This window comes from Monashia sp. NPDC004114, from assembly GCF_053603855.1.
In genome coordinates this window covers 1-23,553 of the sequence record NZ_JBSGGK010000018.1, presented here as the reverse complement: position 1 = coordinate 23,553, position 23,553 = coordinate 1, and the positions used below count along the sequence as shown (strand labels likewise).

The following is a 23,553-nucleotide window of genomic DNA, read 5'->3' as shown; positions in this document are numbered from 1 at the left end:
CTTCAGACTGTCAGCGCATTGGACCGGTCAGAAGGGCCAGTTCTTGCCAGGGTGTTTGGTCCAATCTAGGCTGAGGCGATGGACCTCCACGTCACCCTCACGGGGTCCGGAGACCTCACGGCCCAGATCTACGGACAGCTGCGCACCGCGATCCTCGACGGCCGGCTGGCCGGAGGCGACCGTCTTCCAGCATCTCGCGAGCTCGCCGGCCGGCTCAGCGTCGCCCGGGGGACGGTCACGGCGGCATACGACCGTCTCCTCGCCGAAGACCTGCTCGTGAGCCGACCGGGTGCCGGGACGTTCGTGTGCGCCGGGTGCGTCGCGCCCGTGCGCGACGAGCTGAGGCGGCGCGACGAGGCGACGCGGCGCCTCGATGCCACGCGCCCGGGCGAGGTCAGAGGCGGCGACGACGTCAGACGTCCCGACGAGGCCAGAGGCCGCCGCGCCCGGGCGGGCGTCGTGACGCCCACCACTCTGTGGCGAGAGCTCCCCGCACCGTCGCGCTCCCCGGGCGACGCGGCATACGACTTCTCGGTCGGCGTGCCTGACGACTCGCTCTTCCCGCTCGCCACCTGGCGGCGGCTCGTGTCGGGGGCGCTGCGACGGGGGCGGATCTCGACGGGGACCTACGAAGACCTGGGCCCCTCGGCCCTGGAGTCCGAGATCGCCAGGTATGCCGGACTGTCCCGGTCCGTCGTTGCCGCACCTGCCGACGTCGTGACCACCGCGGGCGCGCAGCAGGCGCTCGACCTCATCGCGCGGGTGCTGGTCGAACCCGGCGATGTCGTCGCGGTCGAGGACCCGGGATACACAGCCGCCGCCCGGCTGTTCGAGACGCACCGTGCCCGCGTCCGTGGCGTCCCGGTCGATGCCGAGGGCATCGTGGTCGAAGCGATCCCGGCGACCACCCGCCTCGTCTATGTCACGCCCTCCCACCAGCACCCGACCGGTGTGGCAATGTCCAGAGCGAGGCGAATCGCCTTGCTGGAGTGGGCCGTTCGTCATGGCGCGGTCATCGTCGAGGATGACTACGACAGCGAGTTCCGATTCGCCGACCGGCCTCTCGAGCCGCTGCAGAGCCTCGACCGGGACGGCCGGGTGGTCTACGTCGGGTCCTTCTCCAAGTCGCTGATCCCGGCCCTGCGGGTCGGCTACGCCATCGCCCCCGCAAGCCTGACCCCGGCCCTTCGGGAGGCGAAACGGGTCACCGTCTGGGACGGCGATGTGGTCACCCAGGGCGCGCTCGCGGCATTCCTCGCCGAGGGGCACCACGCCGCACATGTGAAGCGGGCGACGAAGGTCTACCGCAGCCGGCGCGAGGCGCTGCTCGACGGACTGTCGGACCGGCTCTCGGACCACGTCGAGGTCATCCCATCCGCCGCCGGGCTGCACATCTGCACCCTCCTGCGCGACCCGGAGGTCGACGACGTCCGCGTCGCCGATGCCGCGCTCGCGGCAGGGGTGTTCCTCGACCCCCTGTCGATCCGGCACCTCGAGCGGCCGGCACGACACGGACTGGTGTTCGGGGTCGGTGGCATCGAGGCCGAGCGGATCGGCCCCGCGCTGGAGATCGTGAGAGACGCGCTCAGGCAGGCGGTGTCGCGTTGACGCTGCGCCGGATGATCGAGAACTGCGCGGCCAGCGGGATGATCCCGAGGATGAGAACCATCGGCACCGCGAAACCGAGCCGCAGGTTGTCCGAGCCGACCGCACCGGTCAGTACCGCACCGAGCAGGGCCCCGACGTAGTTGAACTGGTTGAACCGTGCGATGACCGAGTCGACCTTGTCCTGACCCGTCTCGAAGTCCTCCCCGCCCGCGATGGCCCCTGCCGCCGAGAAGCTGAGCGGCGCGATCGTGGCGACGGCGCCGCCGAGCACCGTGAAGCCGACGACGGCCACGACCCACCCCGGGGCGAAGACGATGACGGCCAGCGCGGCCGACGCGACGACCCCGCTGAGCCGGAGCAGCCAGACGGCGCCGTGTCGGTCGACGAGCCGGTCGCCGATGGCACGGGCGAACAGGGTCGATACGAGATAGGGCAGCGTGGCGAGTGCCGCGAGGCTCGATGGCGCGTCGAGGGTGCCGTCGAGGTAGACCGGCCCCCAGGTCGTCGCGGCTGTGTCGACCATGTAGAACAGGACCATCGCGATGCCGAGCAGCATGATCCGGCGCCACGGCACGTCGAAGCTGGCAGGCGGCGCCGCGAGCCGGTCCTTGCGCGCGAACGGCGCGAAGAGGGCGGCGACGGGGAAGACGAGCAGCGGCAGCAGCTTCGCCCCGAGCTCGACGTGCGCGGTCGCGAGCGTGATCAGCGTGCCGAGGATCCCGCCTGCGGTCCAGAAGGCATGGAACGACGGCAGGATCGGCCGCCGGTAGAGGTGCTCGACGGTGACCGCTTGCATGTTCGAGGACGCATCGACGAGGCCGAGTGCCAGACCGTATGCCGCGAGGCCGGCGACGAACACGCCGAACGAGGGCGCGAGCAGCAGAACCGCGAAGCCGGCGGTCGCCAGGCCCAGTCCCACGCGGACGACCATGGCGCTCGACGAGCGGGTGGCCACCACCTCGGCAAGGACCGACCCGACGCCCGCGAGGAGCACGACCATGAGCAGCAGGCCGCTCACCGCCAGGTCGTCGAGCGACCAGGTTTCCTTGATCCGGGGCAGCCGGGTCGTCAGCGAGATGAAGAGCAGGCCTTGCACGAAGAAGGCAGAGCCGGCGGCGAGCCTGGCGCGCAGCAGTGCGCGGCTCTCGGTCTGGAGCGTCACGGGTGGCCACGATGACGCCCAGGCGCCTCTGCGTCAAGCCGCGGTGGCAGGTTCACAGGGTGCAGGCGTTCGCGTGCGAGGACGAGGACGGGGTCACGACCCCGAGTCGAAGCCACGCCGCCGGATCAGGCGGGGCCGCGGCGCGGGCACCCGCGACCAGACCGCCTGCTGGACCGCGAGGGTGAACCATCCGGCAAGCGCCATGCCGCTGAGGTTGATGACCAGCTGCAGGCTGCTGCCCCGCACCTCAGCCCAGTCCGCGAAGGCCAGCCCGAGCGCGACGTTGCCGGCGGCCGGGATCGTCGTGACCGAGATGAACACCCCGCTGAGCCCGCCGACCCGCTCGGACGTGATGGACAGGACGCCGGCGGCGCCCGCGAGGAGCGCGACGATGAAGGACCAGGTGTCAGGCGAGTAGATGAAGTCGGTGCCCGGGCGCGGTCCGCTGACATCGGCGAGGGTGACCAGGCCAATGGCTTTCGCGACGAGGGCCAGCAGGGAGGTCACGAGGATCGCGATGGCGAAGCCGAGGATGAGCGCCCGCGCGGCGAGCCCGAACAGCAGGGGGCGCCGCCGCACGAGGGCGACGCCCAGGGCCGCCACCGCGCCGAACTCGGGTCCGAGCACCATCGCTCCGATGACGAGGATCTGTGAGTCGACGATGATCGCGATCGAGGCGATCGTGGTCGCGAGACACATGAAGCTCACGAACATCCAGTTGAGCTCGCTGTCCTCGTACGAGCGTTGCCCCATCTGGGGCCACACGACGGCGTCGGCGCTGCTGCCAGGGGTCATCGCGTCGGCCTCGAATCCCTTGCGGGACAGCCAGGTCGGCACGGGCGCCACCTCGATGGTGCCTTTCTGGTGGACCCCGATCCGGCGGAGCTCGTCGATGACGACGTTGGCCCCTTCGCGCGCCACGTTGGCGATGACGACGTCGCCCTCGGGACGGAGGGCCACCCCGCGCAGGACCGAGAGGGTGCTCACCGCCTCGGTGCCGGACAGGAGGTCGGTGACCTCACCGGTGAGCTCGGACGGAGTGGTCACGGTGAGTCTGAGCATGCGGTCAGTCTCCCGCGTCGCACGGTCCGCCGACCGGGAAGGAGTCGGCGTGTCAGCCCGACATCTGAACACATGTTCAGATGACATGATGTGGCCATGGCTTCCGTGACCGACCTGGACGGGTGTGCAGTCCAGACCGTCCACCCTGACAAGGTGGCCCTCGCGACGTCGAGCTCACCCGACCCAGAAGAGCTCGCACGCGTCACCAGCGTCTTCAAGCTCCTGGGGGATCCCACCCGAGCGCGCTTGCTCTATGCCTTGCTCGAGGTCGGCGAGCTGTGCGTCTGCGACCTGGCCGCCGCGACCGGCACCACCGAGACGACCGTCTCGCAGTCGCTCCGGATGCTGCGCGCGTCCGCCGTCGTCACCGGGCGTCGCGAGGGCCGCAACGTCTACTACCGCCTGTCCGACGCACACGTGCGGCTGCTGCTCGACGTCACGCGCGAGCACATCGCGCACGACGAGCGCACCTCGGGCATCGAGGTGGTCCAGTGAGTGGACACTCCCATTCGGGCGTCGCCGAGCACGCCGGCGGCCGCCACCGATGGCGTCTTGCGGTCGCCTTCGCGCTGATCGCCGTGTTCTTCGTCGTCGAGCTGACGACCGGCCTGGCCAGCGGGTCGCTGGCGCTCATCTCCGACGCCGGGCACATGGCGGCTGACGTGGTCACCCTCGGTGCGGCGCTGGTCGCCACGCGCATCGCGACCCGCGCCGACACCACCGGACGGCGCACGTTCGGGTCCTATCGCGCGGAGGTGTTCGCCTCGGGCCTTGCCGTGCTCCTCATGGTCGGCGTGGCGGTCTACATCGTCATCGAGGCTCTGGGTCGCGTCGGCTCGTCCCCCGCCGTCGCCTCGGGGACCATGCTCGTCGTCGGCATCCTGGGCCTGGTCGTCAACGTCGTCGCCCTGTTCCTGCTGCGAGGGGGCGCGCGTGAGAGCCTCAACGTCAAGGGCGCCTACCTCGAGGTCGTGGCCGACACCGTCGGGTCGGTCGGCGTCATCGTCGCCGCCCTGCTCGTGGGCTCGACCGGCAACGCCGCGTGGGACACCGGCATCGCCCTCGCGATCGCCGTCTTCGTCGCCGTGCGGGCGGTCATGCTGGGCCGCGAGGTGGTAGCCGTCCTCGGGCAGCACGCGCCGGCCGGCATCGAGCCGACGGAGATGCTCGTCGCCCTGTGCCAGGTCGAGGGCGTCAAGCAGGTGCACGACCTGCATGTCTGGACGCTCACGTCAGGCATGGACGTGGCCACCGCACACCTCGTGACGGACGGGTCCGCCTCGGGCGCAGCGGTCCTGGGCGGAGCGAGCGCCATGCTTCGCGATCGGTTCCACATCGCCCACGCGACGCTCCAGGTCGAGGTCGCCGGCAGCGCTCAGTGCCAGGGAGCCGACTGGTGACCGCGCCGGAGCTGCCGGTGTTCTCGCTCCTGACCCCATCACGACGGAGCACCCTGATCCGCCGCGCCCGTCTGCTCGCCGGCGCCTCCGTGGTCTACAACGTCGGCGAGGCGGCCGTCGCGATCACATCGGGTCGGGTCGCCGACTCGACCGCACTCATCGGTTTCGGCCTCGACTCGGCTGTCGAGGTGGCGAGCGGCCTGGTGATCCTGTGGCAGTTCGGGCATCCGATGCCGGAGGAGCGGGAACGGCTCGCGCGCCGTCTCATCGCCGCATCCTTCTTCGCTCTCGCTGCGTGGATCGGCTTCGAGGCGGTCCGCGCTCTGGCCGGCGGCGACGTGCCCGGCTCCTCCCTCGTGGGAATCGTGCTCGCCGCGCTCTCGCTGGTGGTCATGCCTGTGCTGTCGCTCGCGCAACGTCGCACCGGGCGCGAGCTGGGGTCGGGCGCGGTCGTCGCCGACAGCACCCAGACCCTGCTGTGCACCTACCTGTCGGCGGTGCTGCTCGTCGGGCTGCTGGCCAACACCCTGGTCGGCTGGTGGTGGCTCGACCCGATCGCCGCGCTCGTCATCGCCGCGGTCGCCGTGCGGGAGGGCCGGGAGAACTGGCGCGGGGACGCCTGCTGCTGACCCGCACGCCCGCCCAACGGCATACCCCGTGCCGACCGCCCACGACGCCGGGCCCCGACGCCTGGCAACACACCGAGCAGTCGCAAGCTCCGGCCGGAAATAACCGTCAAGGTTTGCGGCTGCTCGGTGTGTTGCGGGCTACGGCGTCGTGGCGACGGGATGTGGCGGCAGGACGAACGTGGTCCGCAACGCGCCGTTGACGAGCGACAGGAACACCCCGGTCTCCTGCCTGATCACCGCGTATCGGCTGGCGGCCTGCGGTGAGCTCGCGTCGGACTCCTCGGATGCGGCGTCGGCGAACAGCTCGAGCGACTTGAGGCGGGCGTAGTAGCTGGGTGGATCGAGTCCTGGCGGCGCGCCGTTGGCCCCCAGCGACCCGAAGTGCTTGGCGAGCACGTCGAACTCCACCGCCGCCGGGTTGCCGGACAGTGACATCGCGTCCAGCCGTCGGATGTCGGCGACGAGATTGTTGTAGTCGACGAGCGCGGCGGCGTGGTTGAAGACCGGAGACGTCGTGATGGCCGGGCGAGGGAGGGCTGTGACGGTCACGGTCGGCGTAGCCACCACCGTGGCCGTCGTGACGACCGTCGTCGTCGCCGTGACCGTGTGCGTGTGCTCCTCGGTGACCGTGACCGTCGCCGTCGGGGGCGTCGTGCCGGCAGCGGCCTGGCTGAGCTCGACCTCGGGGTTGCCCGTCGAGCAGGCGCCGAGGACCAGGGCGGCCGCGATGGCGGTCGCGATGGCTGGCACCGTGCGCACGATCGGCTCCGATCGACTTCGAGGCAGGACGACGTGGACGGCTTGATTGTGCGGTCTCGCCACCGTCCGTGGAAAGGAAATGCCCCAAACGACCGTAGCCACCCTTCCTGACAGCCGGCTCAGACCGTCCGTGCGCTCGCCAGCTGGGCCGGGGTCACGAAGAGCGCCCCTTCGAGCCGGGCGCCCCGCAGGTCCGCGTCGCGCAGATCCGCGCCGAGCAGGTCGGCCCACCGGAGGTCGGACCCACGCAGGTCCGCGGCGATCAGCAGGGCGCTGCGCAGGTCGGCCGTCCTCAGGTCACGTCCCGGCAGGCGTGCTCCCGCGAGGTCGGCGCCGGCCAGGTCGGCCCCAGCCAGCTCGGTGTCGGCGAGGGTGGAGACCGCGGCCCGGCCGGCGCGGTCCAAGCCCCGTATGCCGTGTCGCCGGCGCGCGCGCCCGCGTGCCGATGCGCTTGCCGCCGCGAGCAGAGGACCCACCTGGGCTCGCAGCGCCTGGACGTCGAGCCCGACGAGGTCGTCTGCGGCCGCTGCGGTGAGGTCGGCGAGCTCGTCACGGACTGCTGACAGCCGACTCGCGGTGTCCCGGCCGGGCTCGAGCGAGAGCGCCTCGAGGACGAACCGCAGGCTCTCGTGCACGGCGCGCATGACGGACAGGACGGCATACATCTGCGCAGCCGATGCCGGCAGGTCCCGCCACGAGACGCCACCGAAGGTCACCTGCGACACCTGCTGGCCGGCGCCGTGGCAGTCGTAGGTGATGCACCCCCTCCAGCCTTCCGCGTCGAGGTTGTCGTGGATGTGGCAGCGGAAGTCGCCGAGCAGGTTGTGGCAGGGGGCGCCTCCGGCCTTGTCGACGGGGAAGTCGGCCGACCGTGCGAAGGGCAGGGCGACGCAGCACAGGCCGAAGCAGCGCGCGCAGTCTGCCTCCAGGGCGGGGATGGCATGCGGGGAGTCGGTCACGGCAGGTCGTTGCCGATCATGGTCGTGCGGTCGACGCCGGCACTGTCTGCCTGGGACTCGTAGCGGACCGGCATACCGGGAAACGCCGGTGCGAACCACAAGGTGGTGACGCCGTCACCGTCCTCGACGGTGTACCGCAGTGCTTCGAAGGTGCCCATCGGGAGGTCCACCGTGTCCGGGGTGATGGTGACGGAGTCGGCCGGATATGACGCGTGCTCCTGGAGCTGGAGCCAGGTCAGCCGGGACGAGTCCGTTCCTCCCTCCGGGTTCCCGTCGGGCCCCAGCCGCCACCGCTGCAGGGTTGCGCCCTTCTCGTCCGTGTCGACGAACCGGTTGACCCGCCGCCACGGGGGCCCGACCGCGGGCTCGACGAGCAGGGTGATCGTCCTGCCCTCAGGACAGCCGGACCTGATCTGGGCGGCCGTGAACGGGGTCGGAGCCATGCCGGCGGCGAGCACATGTGGATCTGCGGACGGCGGCCCCTCGAGGTCCCGATCCGGGGCCGTCTCATCGGAAGTCATGGCGCCAGTCTCGTCGGCTCCGGTCACATCAGTCTGCGACAAGTCTGCGAGTCAGTCTGCGGGGGCCTCTCGGCTGAGGTCGACGACGAGCTTGCCCAGCGTGCCGGCGGTGAAGTCGCTGAAGGCCGACGCGGTGTCGGTGAGGGAGTAGGCCTGCTGGATCGTCACGACCGACATGCGGCTCGCCTCGTGCTCGGCCAGGCGTCCCAGCAGCTCGGGCGTCGGGTTGGCCGCGATGGGCACGAAGACGTCGGGCTCCTTCGGGAACCCCTCGGTCGAGAAGACCATCGTCGACACGAGCGTGCCCCCGTCGCGCAGAACCTGAACGAGGGCACCGGGATCGCCGGCGAGGTGGACGACGACGTCGACCCCGTCGGGGTGCTTGGCGAGCACCGCCGCCGGCACGTCCTGGCCGTAGTCGACGACCTCGGTGGCGCCCAGCCCCTCGACCAGGCGGCACTCCGCGTCGCTGCAGCCGGTGGCGATGACGTGGGCACCTGCCCGCGCGGCGAGCTGCACGACCTGGTTGCCCACACCGCCCGTCGCGCCGGTCACGAGGATGGTGCGGCCGGGCCCGGGGTCGGCCGCCTCGAGGCAGGCCAGCGCGGCGGCCCCCGCGAGCCCGAGCGCGGCGCCGTGGAGAAAGTCGACGGTGTCGGGCAGCCTGGCGATCCCCACCGACGTCGGCACGGTCACGTAGTCGGCGAAGGACCCGTCGCCGAGGTACTGCTTCGTCACGACGCCGAAGACGCGGTCGCCCTCCGCGAACTCGGTCACGCCGGGCCCCACGGCGTCGACGGTGCCGGCGAAGTCCTTGCCGAGGACCAGTGGGAACCGGTGCTCGAAATAGCCCGTCATGTAGCCGGCGATCACGGCGACGTCGAACCCGTTGAGCGCGGCGGCCTGGATCCGGACCCGGACCTCGCCCTCGCCGGGCTCCGGGACCTCGATCTCCTGGACCGTCGGGGTGGTGTTGAACTCGTTGAGGACGAGAGCGCGCATGCGTGACTCCTGAGGTCGGCGGTGCCCACGATGAAGTCTCGGCCAGGGGTCGTCCCCAGGCGCCCCCCGACTGAGCCGTATTTGACGCTACGCGTTGCGGCACAAGGCTGTTCGCCGTTTCCGATAAGTCCGGGACGTCCCAAAAGCGAAGCCGACGGCGTTTGTGTCTCGGGCGCTACAGAAGCGAGCTGGGGTCGTCAGGGATGTCGGCGGCATACGACTGGAGCAGCTGCAGGGGCACGACCTCGAGCGCTCGCTCGTGGGTCGCGGCGAGGAACACCGGCGCGGCGGCACCGGCCTGCTGCGCCTCGAGCCATCGGCTCGCGACGACACACCACCGGTCGCCCGGCTCGAGGCCGGGAAAGCGCCACTCCGGTCGCGGGGTGACGAGGTCGTTGCCGACACTGCGCTGGTGTGCGAGGAACTCGGGCGTCGCGATGACGCAGATCGTGTGGCTCCCGCGGTCCTCGGGGCCGGTCGTGCAGAAGCTGTCGCGGTAGAAGCCGGTCATCGGGTCGGTTCCACAGGGTTCGAGGGCGCCTCCGAGCACGTTGCGTTCCCCACGAACCATGGGTGCCACGTTAGCCGTGCGCCCTGACGGGCGGGTGGCGCGAGGGGGCTCGAACCTGCCCTGTCACGGCGCCGACCCAAGGGTCTGCCGACGGGTCACCGCGATGCTGCGTGGCCCGCCCCCGGGCGTAGGCGCGCTCGTTAGGCTGACCCCATGCTGGGGATGAGGGAGTACGAACAGGACTACATCGACGCCTGCCGCTCGCGCGTGGAGACCCAGGTCGCGATGTTCCACGAGGTCGCGCAGGCTGCGCGCGACCACGGTGACGCCGACGTCTCCATCCTCGAGGGTGCCTTGGAGTCGCTCGAGTACGAGTACTTCAACAACATGCTGCTCGTGCTCGAGGGGTACTTCGTGCACCGGCTCCGTGGGGTCGAGGGCAAGGACGGCAATGCGCTCAACGAGGTCCGCGTCTACGCCCGCTCGCTCATGGAGAACGGCGGCACGCTCGTCGCCGACCCCCAGCTCCCGCTCGACCCGACCCGCACGGTGCTCGGCCTCAAGGTCGGCGACCCGATCACCCTCACGCTCCAGCAGTACAGCCGGCTGTCCAACGCGTTCTTCCGTGAGATCGAGGCCAGGTTCTCGCGGAAGGACGACTGACGAGTGAGCGACCCGCAGCAGGCGCCCTCGGTGGTGCGCGACGCGATGGGCATCCCCCACCTGCGCGCTGGTGACGTCATGGACCTGGCTCGCCTCCAGGGCCGGGTGACCGCGCTCGACCGGGCGTGGCAGATCGAGCACCACCGGTGGCGGATGGAGGGACGCACGGCGGAGTACGTCGGTGTCGACGGCCTCGACTGGGACCGTTTCGCCCGCCAGGTGCGGCTCGAGCCGACCGTGCGGCGCTGCTACGAGCGCCTCGACGCCGAGACACGCGAGTGGCTTGCGGCATACGTCGACGGCGTCAACGACGGTATGCCGGAGGGCTTGGCGGGCGTACCCGAGGTCGAGCTGCTCGGGCTGAGCTCGTATGCCGCACAGCCGCGCCCGTGGGAGCCGTGGACTCCGCTCGGGATCTTCTGGGGGATCCACCTGCTCTTCGGCACCTTCCCCTCGAAGCTCTTCAACGCGCACGTCGCGGCGCGTGTCGGCGAGCATCTACTCCCGCTGATCCACGCGGAGGGTGTCGACCAGTCCGGCAGCAACGCCTGGGTGATCGGCGGGCACCGGACCGCGAGTGGCCTGCCCCTCATCGCCGGCGACCCGCACCGCACCATCGAGCTGCCGGGCTGCTACCAGCAGGTGGGCCTCGCGTGTCCGGAGTTCGACGTGGTGGGGTTCACGTTTCCGGGCGTGCCGGGCGTCCAGCACTTCGCTCACGCCGGGGAGGTGGCCTGGGGCATCACGAACGCGATGGCCGACTACCAGGACCTCACCCTGGAGAGCCTGCGCGTGGCTGGTGCCGGTGCCGCTGGGTTCCAGGCGCGCGGCATCGAGGGCTGGGAGCACGTCGACCACGATGTCGAGCTGGTCAGGGTGCGAGGCGAGGGGGACGTGTCGGTGCCCGTCGTCGTCACGTCGAGGGGGCCGATCATCGCCGGCCTGGAGGGCGAGCTGGCCCGCGCGGAGGCTGCCGCGGCCGACGGTGTGCCGGGCATCCAAGGTGTGCCAGGCGCCCAAGGTGTGCCGGACGTGCAGGGCCACCCGCCGGCATACAGCCTCCGCACTCCGACGCAGGCCGAGCACGACCTCGGCTTCTCGGCGCTTCTCCCGCTCCTGCGCGCCCGCTCGGTCGACGACGTCCAGGCTGCGCTGGCGCAGTGGGTCGAGCCGGTCAACAGCGCGCTCGTGGCCGACAGCTCGGGTGCGATGCGGCACATGGTCGTCGGCAAGGTCCCCGACCGCGACGATGCCGGCAAGGTGCTGCCCCTCCCGGCCTGGGACCCGCGCCACGTGTGGCGCGGGTACACGCCCGGTCCGGTCACTGCGGTGACCGACCTCATGGTCAGCGCCAACGACAGGGCGAGCGGCGGCGGTCTCGGGGTCGAGTACGCAACTCCGTTCCGCGCCAACCGGATCCGCGAGCTGGTCGACGGCGGCGAGAGGCTCACGGTCGACGACTGCCGGGCGATCCACGTCGACACAATGAACGGACAGGCAGCCCTGATGCGCGAGCTCGTGACCGCCGCTGATGTCACCGGTCCGGCAGCCGCGGTTCGTGACGAGCTGCTCGCATGGGACCTGCACAGCGACACACGCAGCAGGGGAGCCGCGGTGTTCGCGGCCTGGCGCACGGCCTTCGTCCGGTGGTTCGCGGAGCAGCCGCAGCTCGCCGGTCTGCATGAGCCACAAGGACACTCCCGGATCTTCTCGCCCTGGACCAACGTCGTCGGCCAGCTCGGCACCGGGTGGCACTCGCTCGCGCGTGGCGCCGGGAGCATCGGCATCGACGTCCCTGCAGGTGTGCGCGAGGCGCTCGAACGCGTTGCGGCACAGGGTGACTCGGTCACGGTGTGGGGAGACCGTCACTGGCTCGACCCGTTGCACTCGCTCGACGGCATCGGCGGTGCGCCGAGCGTGGCACAGGACGCCGTCCCGGGAGACAAGGGCTGCGTGCTCGCCGCGGCGAGCGCCCCCGGGGTCACCGAGCGCTGCTACGGCGGGCCGGTCGCCCGGTACGTCTGGGACCTTGCCGACCGCGACGCCAGCCGCTGGGTCGTCCCGTTCGGGGCCAGTGGTGACGCCCGTGACCCGCACTTCGCGGACCAGACATCGGCGTGGCTCGCGGGCCGCCTGTACCCGGTCAGGTGACGCGGTGCGCAGTGTCTGTTTCCGTGTGACACAGTGACCCCGTGGGCAGTTCGGTGACGCGCGTCACGATCATCTGGTTTGTCGGCGGCGCGGTGGTTGGGGTCGCAGCCGCAGGTCTGCATGTGCTGCGCACGGACGTCGGAGGCGCCCACACCGGCATGGCGATCACCGTCGGCGCATGGGCTGCGACGATCCTCGCGGCGCTGATGCTCTACCGCGGCATCATGGTCGCCGCGAGCGAGCAGGACGAGGCGGCCCGTCGCCAGCCCAGGATCGACCGCGGGGCGCGCATCCCCGACTGGTCGGCGTACGACCCGGCCAGCCGGTCCACCGAGACGGCGCAGGACGACGTCGACCTGGAGCTGGTCGACGAGGGTGACGACGCCTACACCTTCCGTCGAGGCCACCGACAGCCCTGACGGGTCTGGGACGGAGCGCCCACTCGACCGAGGACACTGGCCACCGCCGCTGAACCCGGCCCCGTGTCTCCTAGTCGAGTGGGCGCCCGGTCACTCTGGTCACTCTGGTCACTCACGGATCGTGAGGCTGGTGGGACGGAGCGCCCACTCGACGCAGGGCACTGGCCACCGCCGCTGAACCCGGCCCCGTATCTCCCTGGTCGAGTGGGCGCCCGGTCACTCTGGTCACTCACTGATCGTGAGGCTGGTGGGACGGAGCGCCCACTCGACCCGGGACACTGGCCACCGCCGCTGAACCCGGCCCCGTATCTCCCTGGTCGAGTGGGCGCCCGGTTACTCTGGTCACTCGGGTCACTCACGGATCGTGAGGCTGGTGGGACGGAGGGCCCACTCGACCCGGGACACTGGCCCGCGCCGCGTGAACCGGCCCCGTATCTCCTGGTCGAGTGGGCGCCCGGTCACTCTGGTCACTCGGGCCACGCTCGGGATCGTGAGGCTGGTGGGACGGAGCGCCCACTCGACTCGGGACACTGGCCACCGCCGCTGAACCCGGCCCCGTACCTCCAAGGTCGAGTGGGCGCCCGGTCACTCTGGTCACTCTGGTCACTCACGGATCGTGAGGCTGGTGGGACGGACCGCCCACTCGACCGAGGGGGGTGGCCTGCTGGCCGCGCCCGGAAGCCGGTGGGCGGCCGTGCTCGGCGCCGTGCTTCTGCTCACGGGAGTCGTCGTGGGCACTGGAGACGAGCCGCGTGTACGTCAGCTCACGGACGAGCGCGAGTTGTAAGCGCGGGAGGCGAGCCCGCTGCGGCGTCGGACCTCACCGGCACAATGACTGCATGAGCGCAGGGCACTGGGTGCTCCACGTCGACCTCGACCAGTTCATCGCGGCGGTCGAGGTCCTGCGACGTCCCGAGCTGGCCGGCCGGCCCGTTATCGTCGGTGGGAGGGGCGACCCGACCGAGCGGGCCGTCGTGTCCACGGCGAGCTATGAGGCGCGCAAGTTCGGAGTCGGCTCAGGCATGGCTTTGCGGCTCGCGGCCCGCAAGGTGCCCGACGCCGTGATCCTTCCGGTCGACGCGCCCGCCTACACCGAGGCGTCCGAGCGGGTGATGGACACCCTGCGCGGCCTGGGGGTCGTCGTCGAGGTGCTCGGCTGGGACGAGGCGTTCCTCGGTGTCGAGACCGACGACCCCGAGGCGTTCGCACGTCGTGCCCAGGCGGCGGTGCTCGAGGCGACCGAGCTGCACTGCTCGGTCGGTATCGGCGACAACAAGGTGCGCGCCAAGATCGCGACGGGCTTCGGCAAGCCCCGAGGCATGTTCCGGCTGACCCGGGACAACTGGTTCGAGGTGATGGGCGACCGGCAGACGATCGAGCTGTGGGGCGTCGGGTCCAAGGTGAGCAAGCGCCTTGCCGACCACGACATAGAGACCGTCCGGCAGCTCGCCGCCGCCGACGAGGCCGTCCTGGTCGGGGAGTTCGGCCCCCGGATGGGTGTCTGGTACCACCAGCTCGGTCGCGGCCTCGGCTCCGCAGTGGTCGACGACACTCCGTGGATCGCCCGCGGCCACAGCCGCGAGACGACCTACCAGCAGAACCTCACGACACCGGCCGAGGTCGAGGATGCCGTGCGGGTGCTCGCCTCGCAGGTGTTCGACGACACCGTGCGTGAGGGCCGGCCGGTCTTCCGGGTCACGCTCAAGGTCCGCTACGCACCGTTCTTCACCCAGACCAAGGGCAAGAAGCTCAAGGCACCCACGACCGATCGGGCCGATGTGGTCGAGGCGGCTCTGGCACTCGCCCGCACGCTCGACCCGGACCGCGAGGTCCGCCTCCTCGGGGTGCGGGCCGAGATGGTCATGCCCGAGGAGGGCGATCCGGTCGAGCGCACCCCGATCCGCGGGCGGCTCTGAGCGTCACCGGAGCGTCACGAAGTGCCAGCCCAACCACCACCAGGCCAGCAGCAGGCCGACCTGCGTGGTCCGTCGACGCATCGCCCACGTCACCACCTGACCCAGCCGCGGCAGCGCGGCCGGCCGCACTCGGGAGACGACGACCATGACGACGGTCGCGAGCAGCAGGGCGACGTAGATCCCGAGCGTCGCGAGGCGCGCCGTCACGAGCGCTCGCCCCACGCGCGGATGCGACGCACGAGCCACCAGCCGATGAGAAGCCACAGCCCGAGCGCGAGTCCGCGCAGCGCCTGGCTCGACAGGGCGGGCTCGACCACGGTGGAGAGGGTCGGATGGTCGATACTGTCGGTGCGCGCGTCCGGCTGCTCCATGAAGGAGAACAGCTCGACGAGAGCCACGCTGACCCCGAGCAGGGGCCACGCCCACCAGCGCGGGGGCGTCGCCGGCTCCGGCGGGGCGACCGGGCTCCGCGGCCTGCGGCCCGCGCCGACGAGCACGCCCACCGCCACGACGCCCGGGACGGCGAGGCACGCGTCCAGCCACCAGGTCGTCTGCGGCACGAAGGAGACACCCAGGCCGTATGCCGCCGCGACCCCCGACGCGGCCAGGATCACTCCGCGCGTCGCGGGCGCCGGCGTGCTGTCGATGAGGCGGTCGCCGCCGGGTCGCAGCCTCAGCACGACCGCAAGGACGAGACTGCCGACGAACAGCATGATGTCGACGGGATAGGCCCGGACCACCTGCACGATGCCGGCCAGCGCCAGCACCGGTACTGCCGGCTCGCGGACAAGCGTGCGAGCGAGCCGCACGGCCAGATCCATGCCCCCCATCATCGCGCGAGAGGGATCCTCCCCGGGGGAAGACGGCCCAGCGGCATACCCGGGGTTTTGCGCACAGAAGGGCGACGAACCTCGACCGGCTGGCACAGTCCGGCTACTCCATCGGGCGGAGCTGGTGGATGCCGCTTCCGTGACTGGCGACGGTCACAGGGCGGCGGCGACGGACCGGCCGGCGGTCCGGCCGCTGAAGATACAGCCGCCGAGGAACGACCCCTCGAGCGCGTTGTAGCCATGCATCCCACCGCCACCGAACCCGCTCACCTCACCTGCGGCATACACCCCCGCCAGGGGCTCACCGCCGACGCGGAGCACGCGTCCGGCAAGGTCGGTCTCCAGGCCGCCGAGGGTCTTTCGGGTGAGGATGTTCAGACGCACCGCAATGAGCGGACCCGCCTTGCGGTCGAGGAGCTTGTGCGGTGTCGCGACCCGGATCAGCTTGTCGCCGCGGTAGTTTCGCGCGCCGCGCACAGCGGTGATCTGCGCGTCCTTGGTGAAGTCGTTGTCGATCTCGTTGTCCCGTGCCACGATCGTCCGGCGCAGCTCGGCGCCGTCGATGAGCTCGTCGCCGGTCAGCTCGTTCATCCCACGCACGAGCTCGTCGAGAGTGTCGGCCACGACGAAGTCCGCACCGTGTCGCTTGAACGCCTCCACCGGTCCCGGCGCGCCCTTCTTCACCCGCCCCAGCACCTGCTTGATGTCCTTGCCGGTGAGATCCGGGTTCTGCTCCGAGCCGGAGAGCGCGAACTCCTTCTCGATGATCTTCTGGGTCAGCACGAACCATGAGTAGTCGTAGCCGGTGCCCATGATGTGCCGGAGGGTGCCGAGCGTGTCGAAACCCGGGAAGTAGGGGGCGGGGAAACGCCGCCCGCGCGCGTCGAGCCACAGCGAGGACGGGCCCGGAAGGATCCGGATGCCGTGGTTCTCCCAGACCGGGTCCCAGTTCTGCAGGCCTTCGGTGTAGTGCCACATCCGGTCCGGGTTGATGATGTGGCCGCCCGCCGTCTCCGTGATTCCGAGCATCCGCCCATCGACGTGCGCCGGCACGCCCGAGACCATGCGCGCGGGCGGGGTGCCGAGGCGCGACGGCCAGCTGCGCCGGACGAGGTCGTGGTTGCCACCGATGCCGCCGCTCGTCACGACGACCGCCTGCGCGGCGATCTCGAAGTCGCCGATCTCGGTGCGGTTCGTGGCTTTTCCGCGTCCGGACGAGTCGGGCGCGAGCACCTTTCCACGGACGCCGGTCACCGTGCCCGCCGTGACGACGAGCTCGTCGACCCGGTGCCGGAAGGCAAGCGTCACCCGACCCGCCGCGACCCCCGCCCGGACCCGGCGGTCGAACGGCTCGACGATCCCCGGACCGGTGCCCCACGTGATGTGGAACCGGGGGACCGAGTTGCCGTGACCGTCGGCGCGGCCGTCGCCGCGCTCGGCCCAGCCGACGACCGGGAACAGGCGGTGTCCCTGCTCGTGCAGCCAGGCGCGCTTCTCCCCGGCAGCGAAGTGCAGGTAGGCCTCCGCCCACTTGCGCGGCCAGAAGTCCTCGTCCCGGTCGAACTGAGCAGACCCCATCCAGTCCTGAGTCGCGAGCTCGATGCTGTCCCTGATGCCCATCCGTCGCTGCTCGGGGCTGTCGACGAGGAACAGTCCGCCGAAGCTCCAGAACGCTTGTCCGCCACACGACTGCTCGCCCTCCTGGTCGAGCAGGATCACCCGCTTGCCGGCATCCGCAAGCTCAGCGGTGGCGACGAGGCCGGCCAGGCCGGCTCCCACGACGACGACGTCGGCTTCCATCGGTCCCTTCCCCAAGTTCAGGTCCGGCAACATGGTGCGTCGTTGCCGGTGCCGCTCGCGAGGCTGTGCAGCCGGCGTCCGGCGCAGAGCGCCGGCCCCACAGCGCACGACCTCGGGCCGAACCTACCGCAGCCCGTATGCCGTTGCGTGCGCCTACGCTGTCGGCATGGCCACCGAGCTGGAGCAGCTGCAGGCGGCGCTGGATGCGATGCGCGCGGGGGTCGTCAAGAAGCTGTCGGGGCTTTCGGAGTCGGACGCGCGTCGGAGCACTGTGCCTACCGGCACGAACCTGGCCGGGCTGCTGCAGCACCTGACCTTCGTCGAGTCGCTGTGGTTCGAGGAGGTCGTGGCCGGGGGCACGGCGCACCGAGGCCTGCGCTCGATGGAGGTGGACCCCGCGGTCACGCTCACCCAGCTGCGGACCGACTACCGCGACGCCTGCGAGGCGAGCAACGCGATCATCGCCGCGGTCGGCGACCCGAATGCGCCGGTCACCCGAAACGGCAAGACCCACAACCTTCGGTGGGCGATCCTGAGCGTCCTCGGGGAGATCTCGCGTCACACCGGACATGCCGACATCATCCGCGAGCAGATCGACGGGCGGACCGGCCGCTGAGCGGGTCCGCGGAATGGGTTGGTGCTACTGCCCTGTGGCGCCGTCGATGCACTCGCGCAGCAGGTCGGCGTGTCCACAGTGCCGTGCGTACTCCTCGATCATGTGGACGAGGACCTCGCGCAGGTTGATCCGGGTGTTCGGGTCTTTGCTGACGAGGTCGAGCGAGTCCGCTTGCTCCACGAACGCCTCGGCGTTGGCCACCTCCTCGCGCCACCGCTGCCAGGCCTCGGCGACGACCGCATCGTCGCCGACGGCACCGTTGAAGTCGGCGTCGCGGTCGTCCGGCCGGCGATAGAGCCGGGGGATGTCCTCACCGGCCATCGTCCGCCGGAACCAGTTCCGCTCGACGGCAGCCATGTGCCGGACCAGCCCGAGCAGCGACAGCGTCGACGGCGGTACCGAGCGCATGGCCAGCTGCTCGGCGTCGAGGCCGGAACACTTCATCTCGAGTGTGAGGCGGTAGCTGCGCAGGTAGTCGACAAGGGTCTCCCTCTCGTCGCCGAGCACCGCCTCCTGGCTGCGGGGGTCGTCTTCGGGGTCCACCCACATGTCGGGGTACTTCTTGCCGGCCATGGCGACCATCGTGGTGCACCATCGAGAGTCGCGCCACAGCATTTGCCTGCCAGATCCGTTTGGGCTCGCTTCGCCTGCGGCGAATCTGCCTGGGGCAGAGCGGCATACCAACCTGGGTATGCCGTCGCGCAGGCTGGGTGCATGACGGAAACTCTCGCTCCAGCCCCGTTGGACGACCAGCTGTCGATGCAGCTGCTCCACCAGCGGATCATCGTCCTGGGGGCCGAGGTCGACGACCCGATCGCGAACCGGATCACCGCGCAGCTGTTGCTGCTGTCCGCTCGCGACCCGCGCGCCGACATCAGCCTCTACATCAACAGCCCGGGTGGCTCGGTCACCGCTGGTCTCGCGATCTACGACACGATGCGGGTCATCCCGAACGACGTGTCAACTCTCGCACTGGGATTCGCGGCCTCGATGGGCCAGTTCCTGCTCGGTGCAGGAACGCCCGGCAAGCGTTTCGCGCTGCCCAACGCGCGGATCATGATGCACCAGCCATCCGCGGGCATCCAGGGCACCGCGGCAGACGTCGAGGTACAGGCCAACAACCTCAAGGCCATCAAGCGTCGGGTCAACGAGCTCCAGGCCGACCACACCGGCCAGAGCGTCGAGCAGATCACGAAGGACAGCGAGCGCGACCGGTGGTTCAGCGCGGAGGAGGCTGCGGCATACGGGATCGTCGACCACGTCGTCACCTCGCTTGCGGACGTCCGCCCGGCGGGCGTCGAGCGGAAGGTGGGCCTGCGATGAGCAGCTACACGATCCCTTACGTCATCGAGCGGACGCCGGCGGGTGAGCGCAGCTTCGACATCTACAGCCGCCTGCTCCAGGAGCGAATCATCTTCCTGGGCACCGAGATCGACGACGGCGTCGCCAACGTCGTGATGGCCCAGCTGCTCCACCTCGCGGACGTCGGGGCCGACCGTGAGACATCCCTCTACATCAACAGTCCCGGCGGGTCCTTCACCGCTCTCATGGCGATCTACGACACCATGCAGTTCGTGCCGACCCCGGTCGCGACCTACTGCCTCGGGCAGGCAGCCTCGGCGGCCGCGGTGCTGCTCGCGGCCGGAGAGCCGGGGCGCAGGTTCGCGCTGAAGCACTCACGCGTGCTGCTGCACCAGCCCGCCACCGGCGGGGGTCAGGGAACCGTCTCGGACCTGGCGTTGCAGGCCGATGAGCTGCTGCGCGTCCGCTCCCAGGTCGAGGACGTGCTGAGCAAGCACACGGGCCGAACCGTCGACCAGCTGCGCCTCGACACCGACCGGGACAAGGTGCTGACAGCGGAGCAGGCTGTCGGCTTCGGGATCGTCGACCAGGTCATCGAGCGTGCGTCCGAGGCGGAGCTCGCCACTGCCCCCGCCTGGTCGGGGTGACACTTCTGGTCCGGCCGTGCGTCTTCCAGACGGGCCACGACTCGTTGCCCAGGAGCGAGCATGGCTCGGGCATGAACGCGCGGGCGGAGGGAGTGGATGGTGGTGCGCCGACCATTCGGTGCCGCGGCCAAGGCAGCGGCGCTGTCCATCGTTCGACGACGGGACCCGTTGGTGCTGTGGCCCCCTCACGACGTCGGCATCGGCAACATCCTCTACTTCTGGCTGCAGGCCCACGCGCGTCAGGCGCGTGGCGAGGCGGTCGTCGTCCGGTGGACGGAGGTGATGGCGGCGTGGATGCAGTGGTTCCCCTGGGCCTTCGAGTCCCTCGTCACGCGAGACGGCGAGTTCTCGGTGCTCAACCCGCGCAGCTACGGGCAGTTCTTCCAGGAGCTGGGACTCGACTACTCCGTCGACGACCTGGAGCGGTTCATCGACGAGGTGCTTCTTCCGGACGGCGCTCCCTTCCGGCGCCTCGCGGCCCGGCATCGGGGCAAGGGCGACCTGACCGTGAACGTCCGACGTGGTGACTACTACAGCGACCCGAGATTCCGCGGGTTCTACTCGTTCGACGTGGTCGAGTACCTCCGCCTCGCGGTTGGTCGGGCGAACGACCAGGCACCGGTCCGCAGCATCCTGCTCGTGTCCGACGACCTCGGCTGGTGTCGCGCCAAGCTCGGCTGGCTCGAGGAGATCGCGCCCGTGAGGACAGCTCCTGACGCGTCGACCGTCGCCGACCAGCTCGCGATGATCGCCGCATCGCCCCGGCTCGTCCTCGCCAACTCGTCGTTCTCCTACTGGGGCGCCTACCTGAGCAACCGTCTCCATGTCCTCGACGGCGTGGGAGCGAGCCACGCTGACGTCATCGCACCGTGGTTCCACAGTCGGCAGTCGCACGGGGGCGCGGCCTACCAGCTCGACCCACGGTGGACCGTGGTCAGAAACCTCCCCGGAGGATGGGACGCGTGAGGCTGGACGGGTCAGGCAGCGAGCATCACGGGGCCCAGGTCGGCGATGCGCTCGGGCCGCGCCGGCTGCTCGACCTGCTGGAGGCGCTCGTGCTGCTCGGTGCGCCGTGACGCGAGGTCGAGCACCTGGCCCTCACCAGCGACGGAGTCAGCGAGCTCCCGCAGCTCACGGTGGGCGGCGCCGACGAGATGCACGACGCTCGAGTCCAGCGCGATGCAGATCGCGGCGAGCACTTCTGACGAGGGCTCCTTGAGCCCGCGCTCGACCTCGGAAAGGTAGGCCATCGAGACGCCGGCCTCGGCGGCGACGTCAGCAAGGGTGCGTCCCGCTGCGAGGCGCCGACGCCGCAGGAGGAGGCCGTACACCTCGCGGAGCAAGGGAGACCGCCGGACGATGCGAGCTGGTGACGCGGCCATCGTGGCCTCCGTTCGGGTCGGGTCTTTCCACTGTGTCACGGCGTGCACGGGTCGGCCGCACGCGCGGCTACGCGGTGAGCGAAACGGGTGGCCGGTATTGATGTTGACGGCGTGCACACCGCGCCTAGGCTTGTCAGGGGTGGGATCTACCGTGGTTCCACCCTCCAACCTTTGGGAGCACTCACATGAGTTTGTCCAGCAGCGCCATAGCCAGATCGGCGCGCCCCGCACGAGAGAGCTTCACCGGCCCCGCCATCGAGGCCGACCACCTGGCGAAGAAGTTCGAGGACATGACGGCCGTGGACGACGTCAGCTTCGCGGTCCCGCAAGGCTCGGTCCTCGGCCTGCTCGGTCCCAACGGCGCCGGCAAGACGACAACCGTCCGGATGATGACCACCCTGAGCAACCCGACGAGCGGCACCGCACGAGTCGCCGGCCACGACGTCCTGACCGACCCCGACGCTGTTCGCCGCAGCATGGGGCTGACCGGGCAGGCTGCGACGGTCGACGAGTTCCTGACGGGCCGGGAGAACATCTACCTCATGGGGTCGCTCTACGGCCTCGGCAAGAAGGAGATCGCCGGCCTCTCCGGCGAGCTGCTCGAGCGGTTCTCGCTCTCGGATGCCGGCGACAAGGTCGTCAAGGAGTACTCCGGCGGTATGCGCCGGCGGCTCGACCTGGCAGTCAGCCTCATCGCCGCCCCGCACGTGCTGTTCCTCGACGAGCCGACGACCGGTCTCGACCCGCGCAGCCGTTCCGAGCTGTGGGAGGTGCTGCGTGAGCTCGTCGCCGACGGCACGACCCTCCTGCTCACGACGCAGTACCTCGAGGAGGCCGACCAGCTCGCCGACCGGATCGTCGTGATGGACCACGGCCGGATCATCGCCCAGGGGACCCCGCTCGAGCTGAAGGACCAGTCCGGCAAGGCGAGCCTCGTCGTCACGGTCTCCCACGCCGATCAGCTCGAGGCAGCCCGGGCCCTGCTCGCGACCCACGCGCGCGAGGTCCATGTCGACGTGGCAGCCCGTCAGCTCACGGCCCCCGCGGAGGGGCTGGCCGACATGACGCGGATCGCCGGCGTGTTCGACGGCTCTGAGATCGTCCTGGACGACCTCGGCCTCAAGCGCCCGACGCTCGACGATGTGTTCTTGCACCTCACCGGCCGTCGCGCCGAGGAGGCGGTCGAGGACGACACCGCGTCCGAGACGAAGGGAGAGACGCGATGAGCGGCACCACCGTTCGCAGCGACCTCGCGACTGCGACCGCGGCGCGCCCCACCATCGAGCCGCCGGGCATGTGGAAGCAGGTGCGCACCCACGTCTGGCGCAACGTCAAGCACATCCGGCGGATGCCGGAGATGCTCGCCGATGTCACGTTCCAGCCGATCATGTTCGTGGTGCTGTTCGCGTATGTCTTCGGCGGGTCGATCAACGCCGGCGTCAACTACCGCGAGTGGCTGCTGCCCGGCATCATGGCGCAGACGATGACGTTCTCGTGCTTCGTCGTGGCCATCGGCCTGACCAACGACCTCAACAAGGGCGTCATCGACCGCTTCAGGTCGCTGCCGATCTCGCGGTCCTCGGTCCTGGTCGGGCGGAGCATCTCGAGCCTCATCCACTCGAGCATCGGCGTCGTCGTCATGGCGATCACCGGCCTGTTCATCGGGTGGCGGATCAACACCGACTTCGCCAAGGGTGTGCTCGGGTTCGCGCTGCTGCTGCTGTTCGGCTTCGCGATGATCTGGATCGGGATCCTCGCCGGGTCACGTCTGAAGACGGCGGAGGCCGTCCAGGGCGTCATGTTCACGGTGATCTTCCCTCTGACGTTCCTGGCCGACACGTTCGCACCCGCGGCGAACATGAGCCCTGCCTGGCTGCGCACCATCGCCGAGTGGAACCCGATCTCCTCGCTCGTGCGTGCGATGCGTGAGCTGTGGGGCAACACCACCCCGCTGCCGCCTGACTCCGCGCTACCGCTGCACTATCCCGTCGCGTCGACGCTGATCTGGTCGGTGGCCCTGACGGTGGTGCTGGCACCGCTGTCGATCCGGGCGTTCAACAAGCGCACGACCGACTGAGCTTTTGGCGCCTCGAAGCGAGGCGCCAACCAGCACAGCTATTTGACGGAGCCGGACATGAGGCCGCCGATGAAGTAGCGGCCGAGGATGATGTAGACGGCCAGGGTGGGTAGGGAGGCGAGTAGGACGCCGGCCAT

At 70.4% G+C, this 23,553-nt stretch carries 26 protein-coding genes and 1 pseudogene; 14 read left to right on the top strand and 13 right to left on the bottom strand.

The genetic code is table 11. The features are described 5' to 3' along the window. Window positions 1-78 precede the first annotated feature (78 nt). Window positions 79-1,608, top strand: a complete 1,530-nt coding sequence (gene pdxR / locus ACWEOW_RS19875) for a MocR-like pyridoxine biosynthesis transcription factor PdxR (RefSeq protein ID WP_452270972.1) — start codon at window positions 79-81, stop codon at window positions 1,606-1,608. Here pdxR and ACWEOW_RS19870 read toward each other — a convergent pair. Together ACWEOW_RS19870 and ACWEOW_RS19865 are read right to left on the bottom strand one after the other, a co-directional pair. After that, the gene (locus ACWEOW_RS19870; protein WP_452270971.1) at window positions 1,586-2,770 is read right to left on the bottom strand and encodes an MFS transporter; all 1,185 of its coding nucleotides are present in this window, start codon (window positions 2,768-2,770) and stop codon (window positions 1,586-1,588) included. The genes pdxR and ACWEOW_RS19870 overlap by 23 nt on opposite strands. Before the next feature lie 93 nt (window positions 2,771-2,863). Then, window positions 2,864-3,832, bottom strand: coding sequence for a DUF389 domain-containing protein (locus ACWEOW_RS19865; protein ID WP_452270970.1), 969 nt, complete (start codon window positions 3,830-3,832; stop codon window positions 2,864-2,866). Between the two features lie 96 nt (window positions 3,833-3,928). On the opposite strand from ACWEOW_RS19865, the gene ACWEOW_RS19860 reads away from it, so the two are divergent. From ACWEOW_RS19860 to ACWEOW_RS19850, 3 genes are read left to right on the top strand one after another with little or no spacing between them, the layout of a single operon-like run. Next, the gene (locus ACWEOW_RS19860) at window positions 3,929-4,327 is read left to right on the top strand and encodes an ArsR/SmtB family transcription factor (RefSeq protein ID WP_452270969.1); all 399 of its coding nucleotides are present in this window, start codon (window positions 3,929-3,931) and stop codon (window positions 4,325-4,327) included. Next, a complete protein-coding gene (locus ACWEOW_RS19855) occupies window positions 4,324-5,232 on the top strand; it encodes a cation diffusion facilitator family transporter (RefSeq protein WP_452270968.1) in 909 nt (302 codons plus the stop codon). The genes ACWEOW_RS19860 and ACWEOW_RS19855 overlap by 4 nt, the downstream gene beginning before the upstream one ends. Continuing rightward, the gene (locus ACWEOW_RS19850; RefSeq protein ID WP_452270967.1) at window positions 5,229-5,861 is read left to right on the top strand and encodes a cation diffusion facilitator family transporter; all 633 of its coding nucleotides are present in this window, start codon (window positions 5,229-5,231) and stop codon (window positions 5,859-5,861) included. Before ACWEOW_RS19855 ends, ACWEOW_RS19850 begins: the two co-directional genes overlap by 4 nt. A gap of 138 nt (window positions 5,862-5,999) precedes the next feature. Here ACWEOW_RS19850 and ACWEOW_RS19845 read toward each other — a convergent pair whose 3' ends face one another. From ACWEOW_RS19845 to ACWEOW_RS19825, 5 genes are all read right to left on the bottom strand, one after another. Beyond that, window positions 6,000-6,620 carry a hypothetical protein gene (locus tag ACWEOW_RS19845; protein WP_452270966.1) on the bottom strand — a complete coding sequence of 207 codons (621 nt, stop codon included), beginning with the start codon at window positions 6,618-6,620 and terminating at the stop codon, window positions 6,000-6,002. Between the two features lie 119 nt (window positions 6,621-6,739). Beyond that, the gene (locus ACWEOW_RS19840) at window positions 6,740-7,579 is read right to left on the bottom strand and encodes a pentapeptide repeat-containing protein (protein WP_452270965.1); all 840 of its coding nucleotides are present in this window, start codon (window positions 7,577-7,579) and stop codon (window positions 6,740-6,742) included. Continuing rightward, window positions 7,576-8,100, bottom strand: coding sequence for a hypothetical protein (locus ACWEOW_RS19835; RefSeq protein WP_452270964.1), 525 nt, complete (start codon window positions 8,098-8,100; stop codon window positions 7,576-7,578). Before ACWEOW_RS19835 ends, ACWEOW_RS19840 begins: the two co-directional genes overlap by 4 nt. Window positions 8,101-8,151: 51 nt before the next feature. Further along, entirely contained in the window at window positions 8,152-9,102 is a 951-nt protein-coding gene (locus ACWEOW_RS19830) for an NADP-dependent oxidoreductase (RefSeq protein WP_452270963.1), read from the bottom strand. Window positions 9,103-9,277: 175 nt separating this feature from the next. After that, complete coding sequence (locus ACWEOW_RS19825; RefSeq protein ID WP_452270962.1) at window positions 9,278-9,673, bottom strand: DUF2237 family protein; 396 nt, start codon at window positions 9,671-9,673, stop codon at window positions 9,278-9,280. A 153-nt stretch (window positions 9,674-9,826) separates the two neighbouring features. Here ACWEOW_RS19825 and ACWEOW_RS19820 point away from each other — a divergent pair, with 153 nt between their 5' ends. The 4 genes from ACWEOW_RS19820 to ACWEOW_RS19805 all read left to right on the top strand — a co-directional run bounded on the left by ACWEOW_RS19820 (window position 9,827) and on the right by ACWEOW_RS19805 (window position 14,762). Beyond that, window positions 9,827-10,276: a hypothetical protein gene (locus ACWEOW_RS19820; RefSeq protein WP_452270961.1), complete on the top strand. Its 450-nt coding sequence runs from the start codon at window positions 9,827-9,829 to the stop codon at window positions 10,274-10,276. 3 nt (window positions 10,277-10,279) lie between these two features. Then, a complete protein-coding gene (locus ACWEOW_RS19815) occupies window positions 10,280-12,427 on the top strand; it encodes a penicillin acylase family protein (protein WP_452270960.1) in 2,148 nt (715 codons plus the stop codon). A gap of 41 nt (window positions 12,428-12,468) precedes the next feature. Then, the gene (locus ACWEOW_RS19810; protein ID WP_452270959.1) at window positions 12,469-12,846 is read left to right on the top strand and encodes a hypothetical protein; all 378 of its coding nucleotides are present in this window, start codon (window positions 12,469-12,471) and stop codon (window positions 12,844-12,846) included. Between the two features lie 839 nt (window positions 12,847-13,685). Then, window positions 13,686-14,762 carry a DNA polymerase IV gene (locus ACWEOW_RS19805; RefSeq protein ID WP_452270958.1) on the top strand — a complete coding sequence of 359 codons (1,077 nt, stop codon included), beginning with the start codon at window positions 13,686-13,688 and terminating at the stop codon, window positions 14,760-14,762. 3 nt (window positions 14,763-14,765) lie between these two features. Here ACWEOW_RS19805 and ACWEOW_RS19800 read toward each other — a convergent pair whose 3' ends face one another. The 3 genes from ACWEOW_RS19800 to ACWEOW_RS19790 all read right to left on the bottom strand — a co-directional run bounded on the left by ACWEOW_RS19800 (window position 14,766) and on the right by ACWEOW_RS19790 (window position 17,392). Then, complete coding sequence (locus tag ACWEOW_RS19800) at window positions 14,766-14,969, bottom strand: DUF6186 family protein (protein ID WP_452270957.1); 204 nt, start codon at window positions 14,967-14,969, stop codon at window positions 14,766-14,768. Then, window positions 14,966-15,583 (bottom strand): hypothetical protein, encoded by a 618-nt coding sequence (locus tag ACWEOW_RS19795; protein ID WP_452270956.1) that lies wholly within the window; start codon window positions 15,581-15,583, stop codon window positions 14,966-14,968. The genes ACWEOW_RS19800 and ACWEOW_RS19795 overlap by 4 nt, the downstream gene beginning before the upstream one ends. 162 nt (window positions 15,584-15,745) lie before the next feature. Continuing rightward, on the bottom strand, window positions 15,746-17,392 hold the full coding sequence (locus ACWEOW_RS19790) for an FAD-binding dehydrogenase (protein ID WP_452270955.1): 1,647 nt from the start codon (window positions 17,390-17,392) through the stop codon (window positions 15,746-15,748). Window positions 17,393-17,558: 166 nt separating this feature from the next. On the opposite strand from ACWEOW_RS19790, the gene ACWEOW_RS19785 reads away from it, so the two are divergent. Then, window positions 17,559-18,008 (top strand): DinB family protein, encoded by a 450-nt coding sequence (locus ACWEOW_RS19785; RefSeq protein WP_452270954.1) that lies wholly within the window; start codon window positions 17,559-17,561, stop codon window positions 18,006-18,008. 24 nt (window positions 18,009-18,032) lie between these two features. Here the strand turns inward: ACWEOW_RS19785 and ACWEOW_RS19780 are convergent, their stop codons facing one another. Next, window positions 18,033-18,581, bottom strand: a complete 549-nt coding sequence (locus ACWEOW_RS19780) for a DinB family protein (RefSeq protein WP_452271053.1) — start codon at window positions 18,579-18,581, stop codon at window positions 18,033-18,035. 141 nt (window positions 18,582-18,722) lie between these two features. Here ACWEOW_RS19780 and ACWEOW_RS19775 point away from each other — a divergent pair, with 141 nt between their 5' ends. From ACWEOW_RS19775 to ACWEOW_RS19765, 3 genes are all read left to right on the top strand, one after another. Further along, the gene (locus ACWEOW_RS19775) at window positions 18,723-19,331 is read left to right on the top strand and encodes an ATP-dependent Clp protease proteolytic subunit (protein ID WP_452270953.1); all 609 of its coding nucleotides are present in this window, start codon (window positions 18,723-18,725) and stop codon (window positions 19,329-19,331) included. Then, on the top strand, window positions 19,328-19,957 hold the full coding sequence (locus tag ACWEOW_RS19770; protein ID WP_452270952.1) for an ATP-dependent Clp protease proteolytic subunit: 630 nt from the start codon (window positions 19,328-19,330) through the stop codon (window positions 19,955-19,957). Before ACWEOW_RS19775 ends, ACWEOW_RS19770 begins: the two co-directional genes overlap by 4 nt. A gap of 102 nt (window positions 19,958-20,059) precedes the next feature. Next, window positions 20,060-20,923 carry an alpha-1,2-fucosyltransferase gene (locus ACWEOW_RS19765; protein ID WP_452270951.1) on the top strand — a complete coding sequence of 288 codons (864 nt, stop codon included), beginning with the start codon at window positions 20,060-20,062 and terminating at the stop codon, window positions 20,921-20,923. A gap of 11 nt (window positions 20,924-20,934) precedes the next feature. Here ACWEOW_RS19765 and ACWEOW_RS19760 read toward each other — a convergent pair whose 3' ends face one another. Continuing rightward, a complete protein-coding gene (locus ACWEOW_RS19760; protein WP_452270950.1) occupies window positions 20,935-21,339 on the bottom strand; it encodes a helix-turn-helix domain-containing protein in 405 nt (134 codons plus the stop codon). A gap of 185 nt (window positions 21,340-21,524) precedes the next feature. Here ACWEOW_RS19760 and ACWEOW_RS19755 point away from each other — a divergent pair, with 185 nt between their 5' ends. Both ACWEOW_RS19755 and ACWEOW_RS19750 read left to right on the top strand, forming a co-directional pair. Then, window positions 21,525-22,565, top strand: a complete 1,041-nt coding sequence (locus ACWEOW_RS19755) for an ATP-binding cassette domain-containing protein (protein WP_452270949.1) — start codon at window positions 21,525-21,527, stop codon at window positions 22,563-22,565. Then, window positions 22,562-23,416: an ABC transporter permease gene (locus ACWEOW_RS19750; protein ID WP_452270948.1), complete on the top strand. Its 855-nt coding sequence runs from the start codon at window positions 22,562-22,564 to the stop codon at window positions 23,414-23,416. The genes ACWEOW_RS19755 and ACWEOW_RS19750 overlap by 4 nt, the downstream gene beginning before the upstream one ends. A gap of 38 nt (window positions 23,417-23,454) precedes the next feature. On the opposite strand, the pseudogene ACWEOW_RS19745 reads toward ACWEOW_RS19750, so the two are convergent. Continuing rightward, a pseudogene (locus ACWEOW_RS19745) lies at window positions 23,455-23,553 on the bottom strand (carbohydrate ABC transporter permease); the annotation flags it as partial.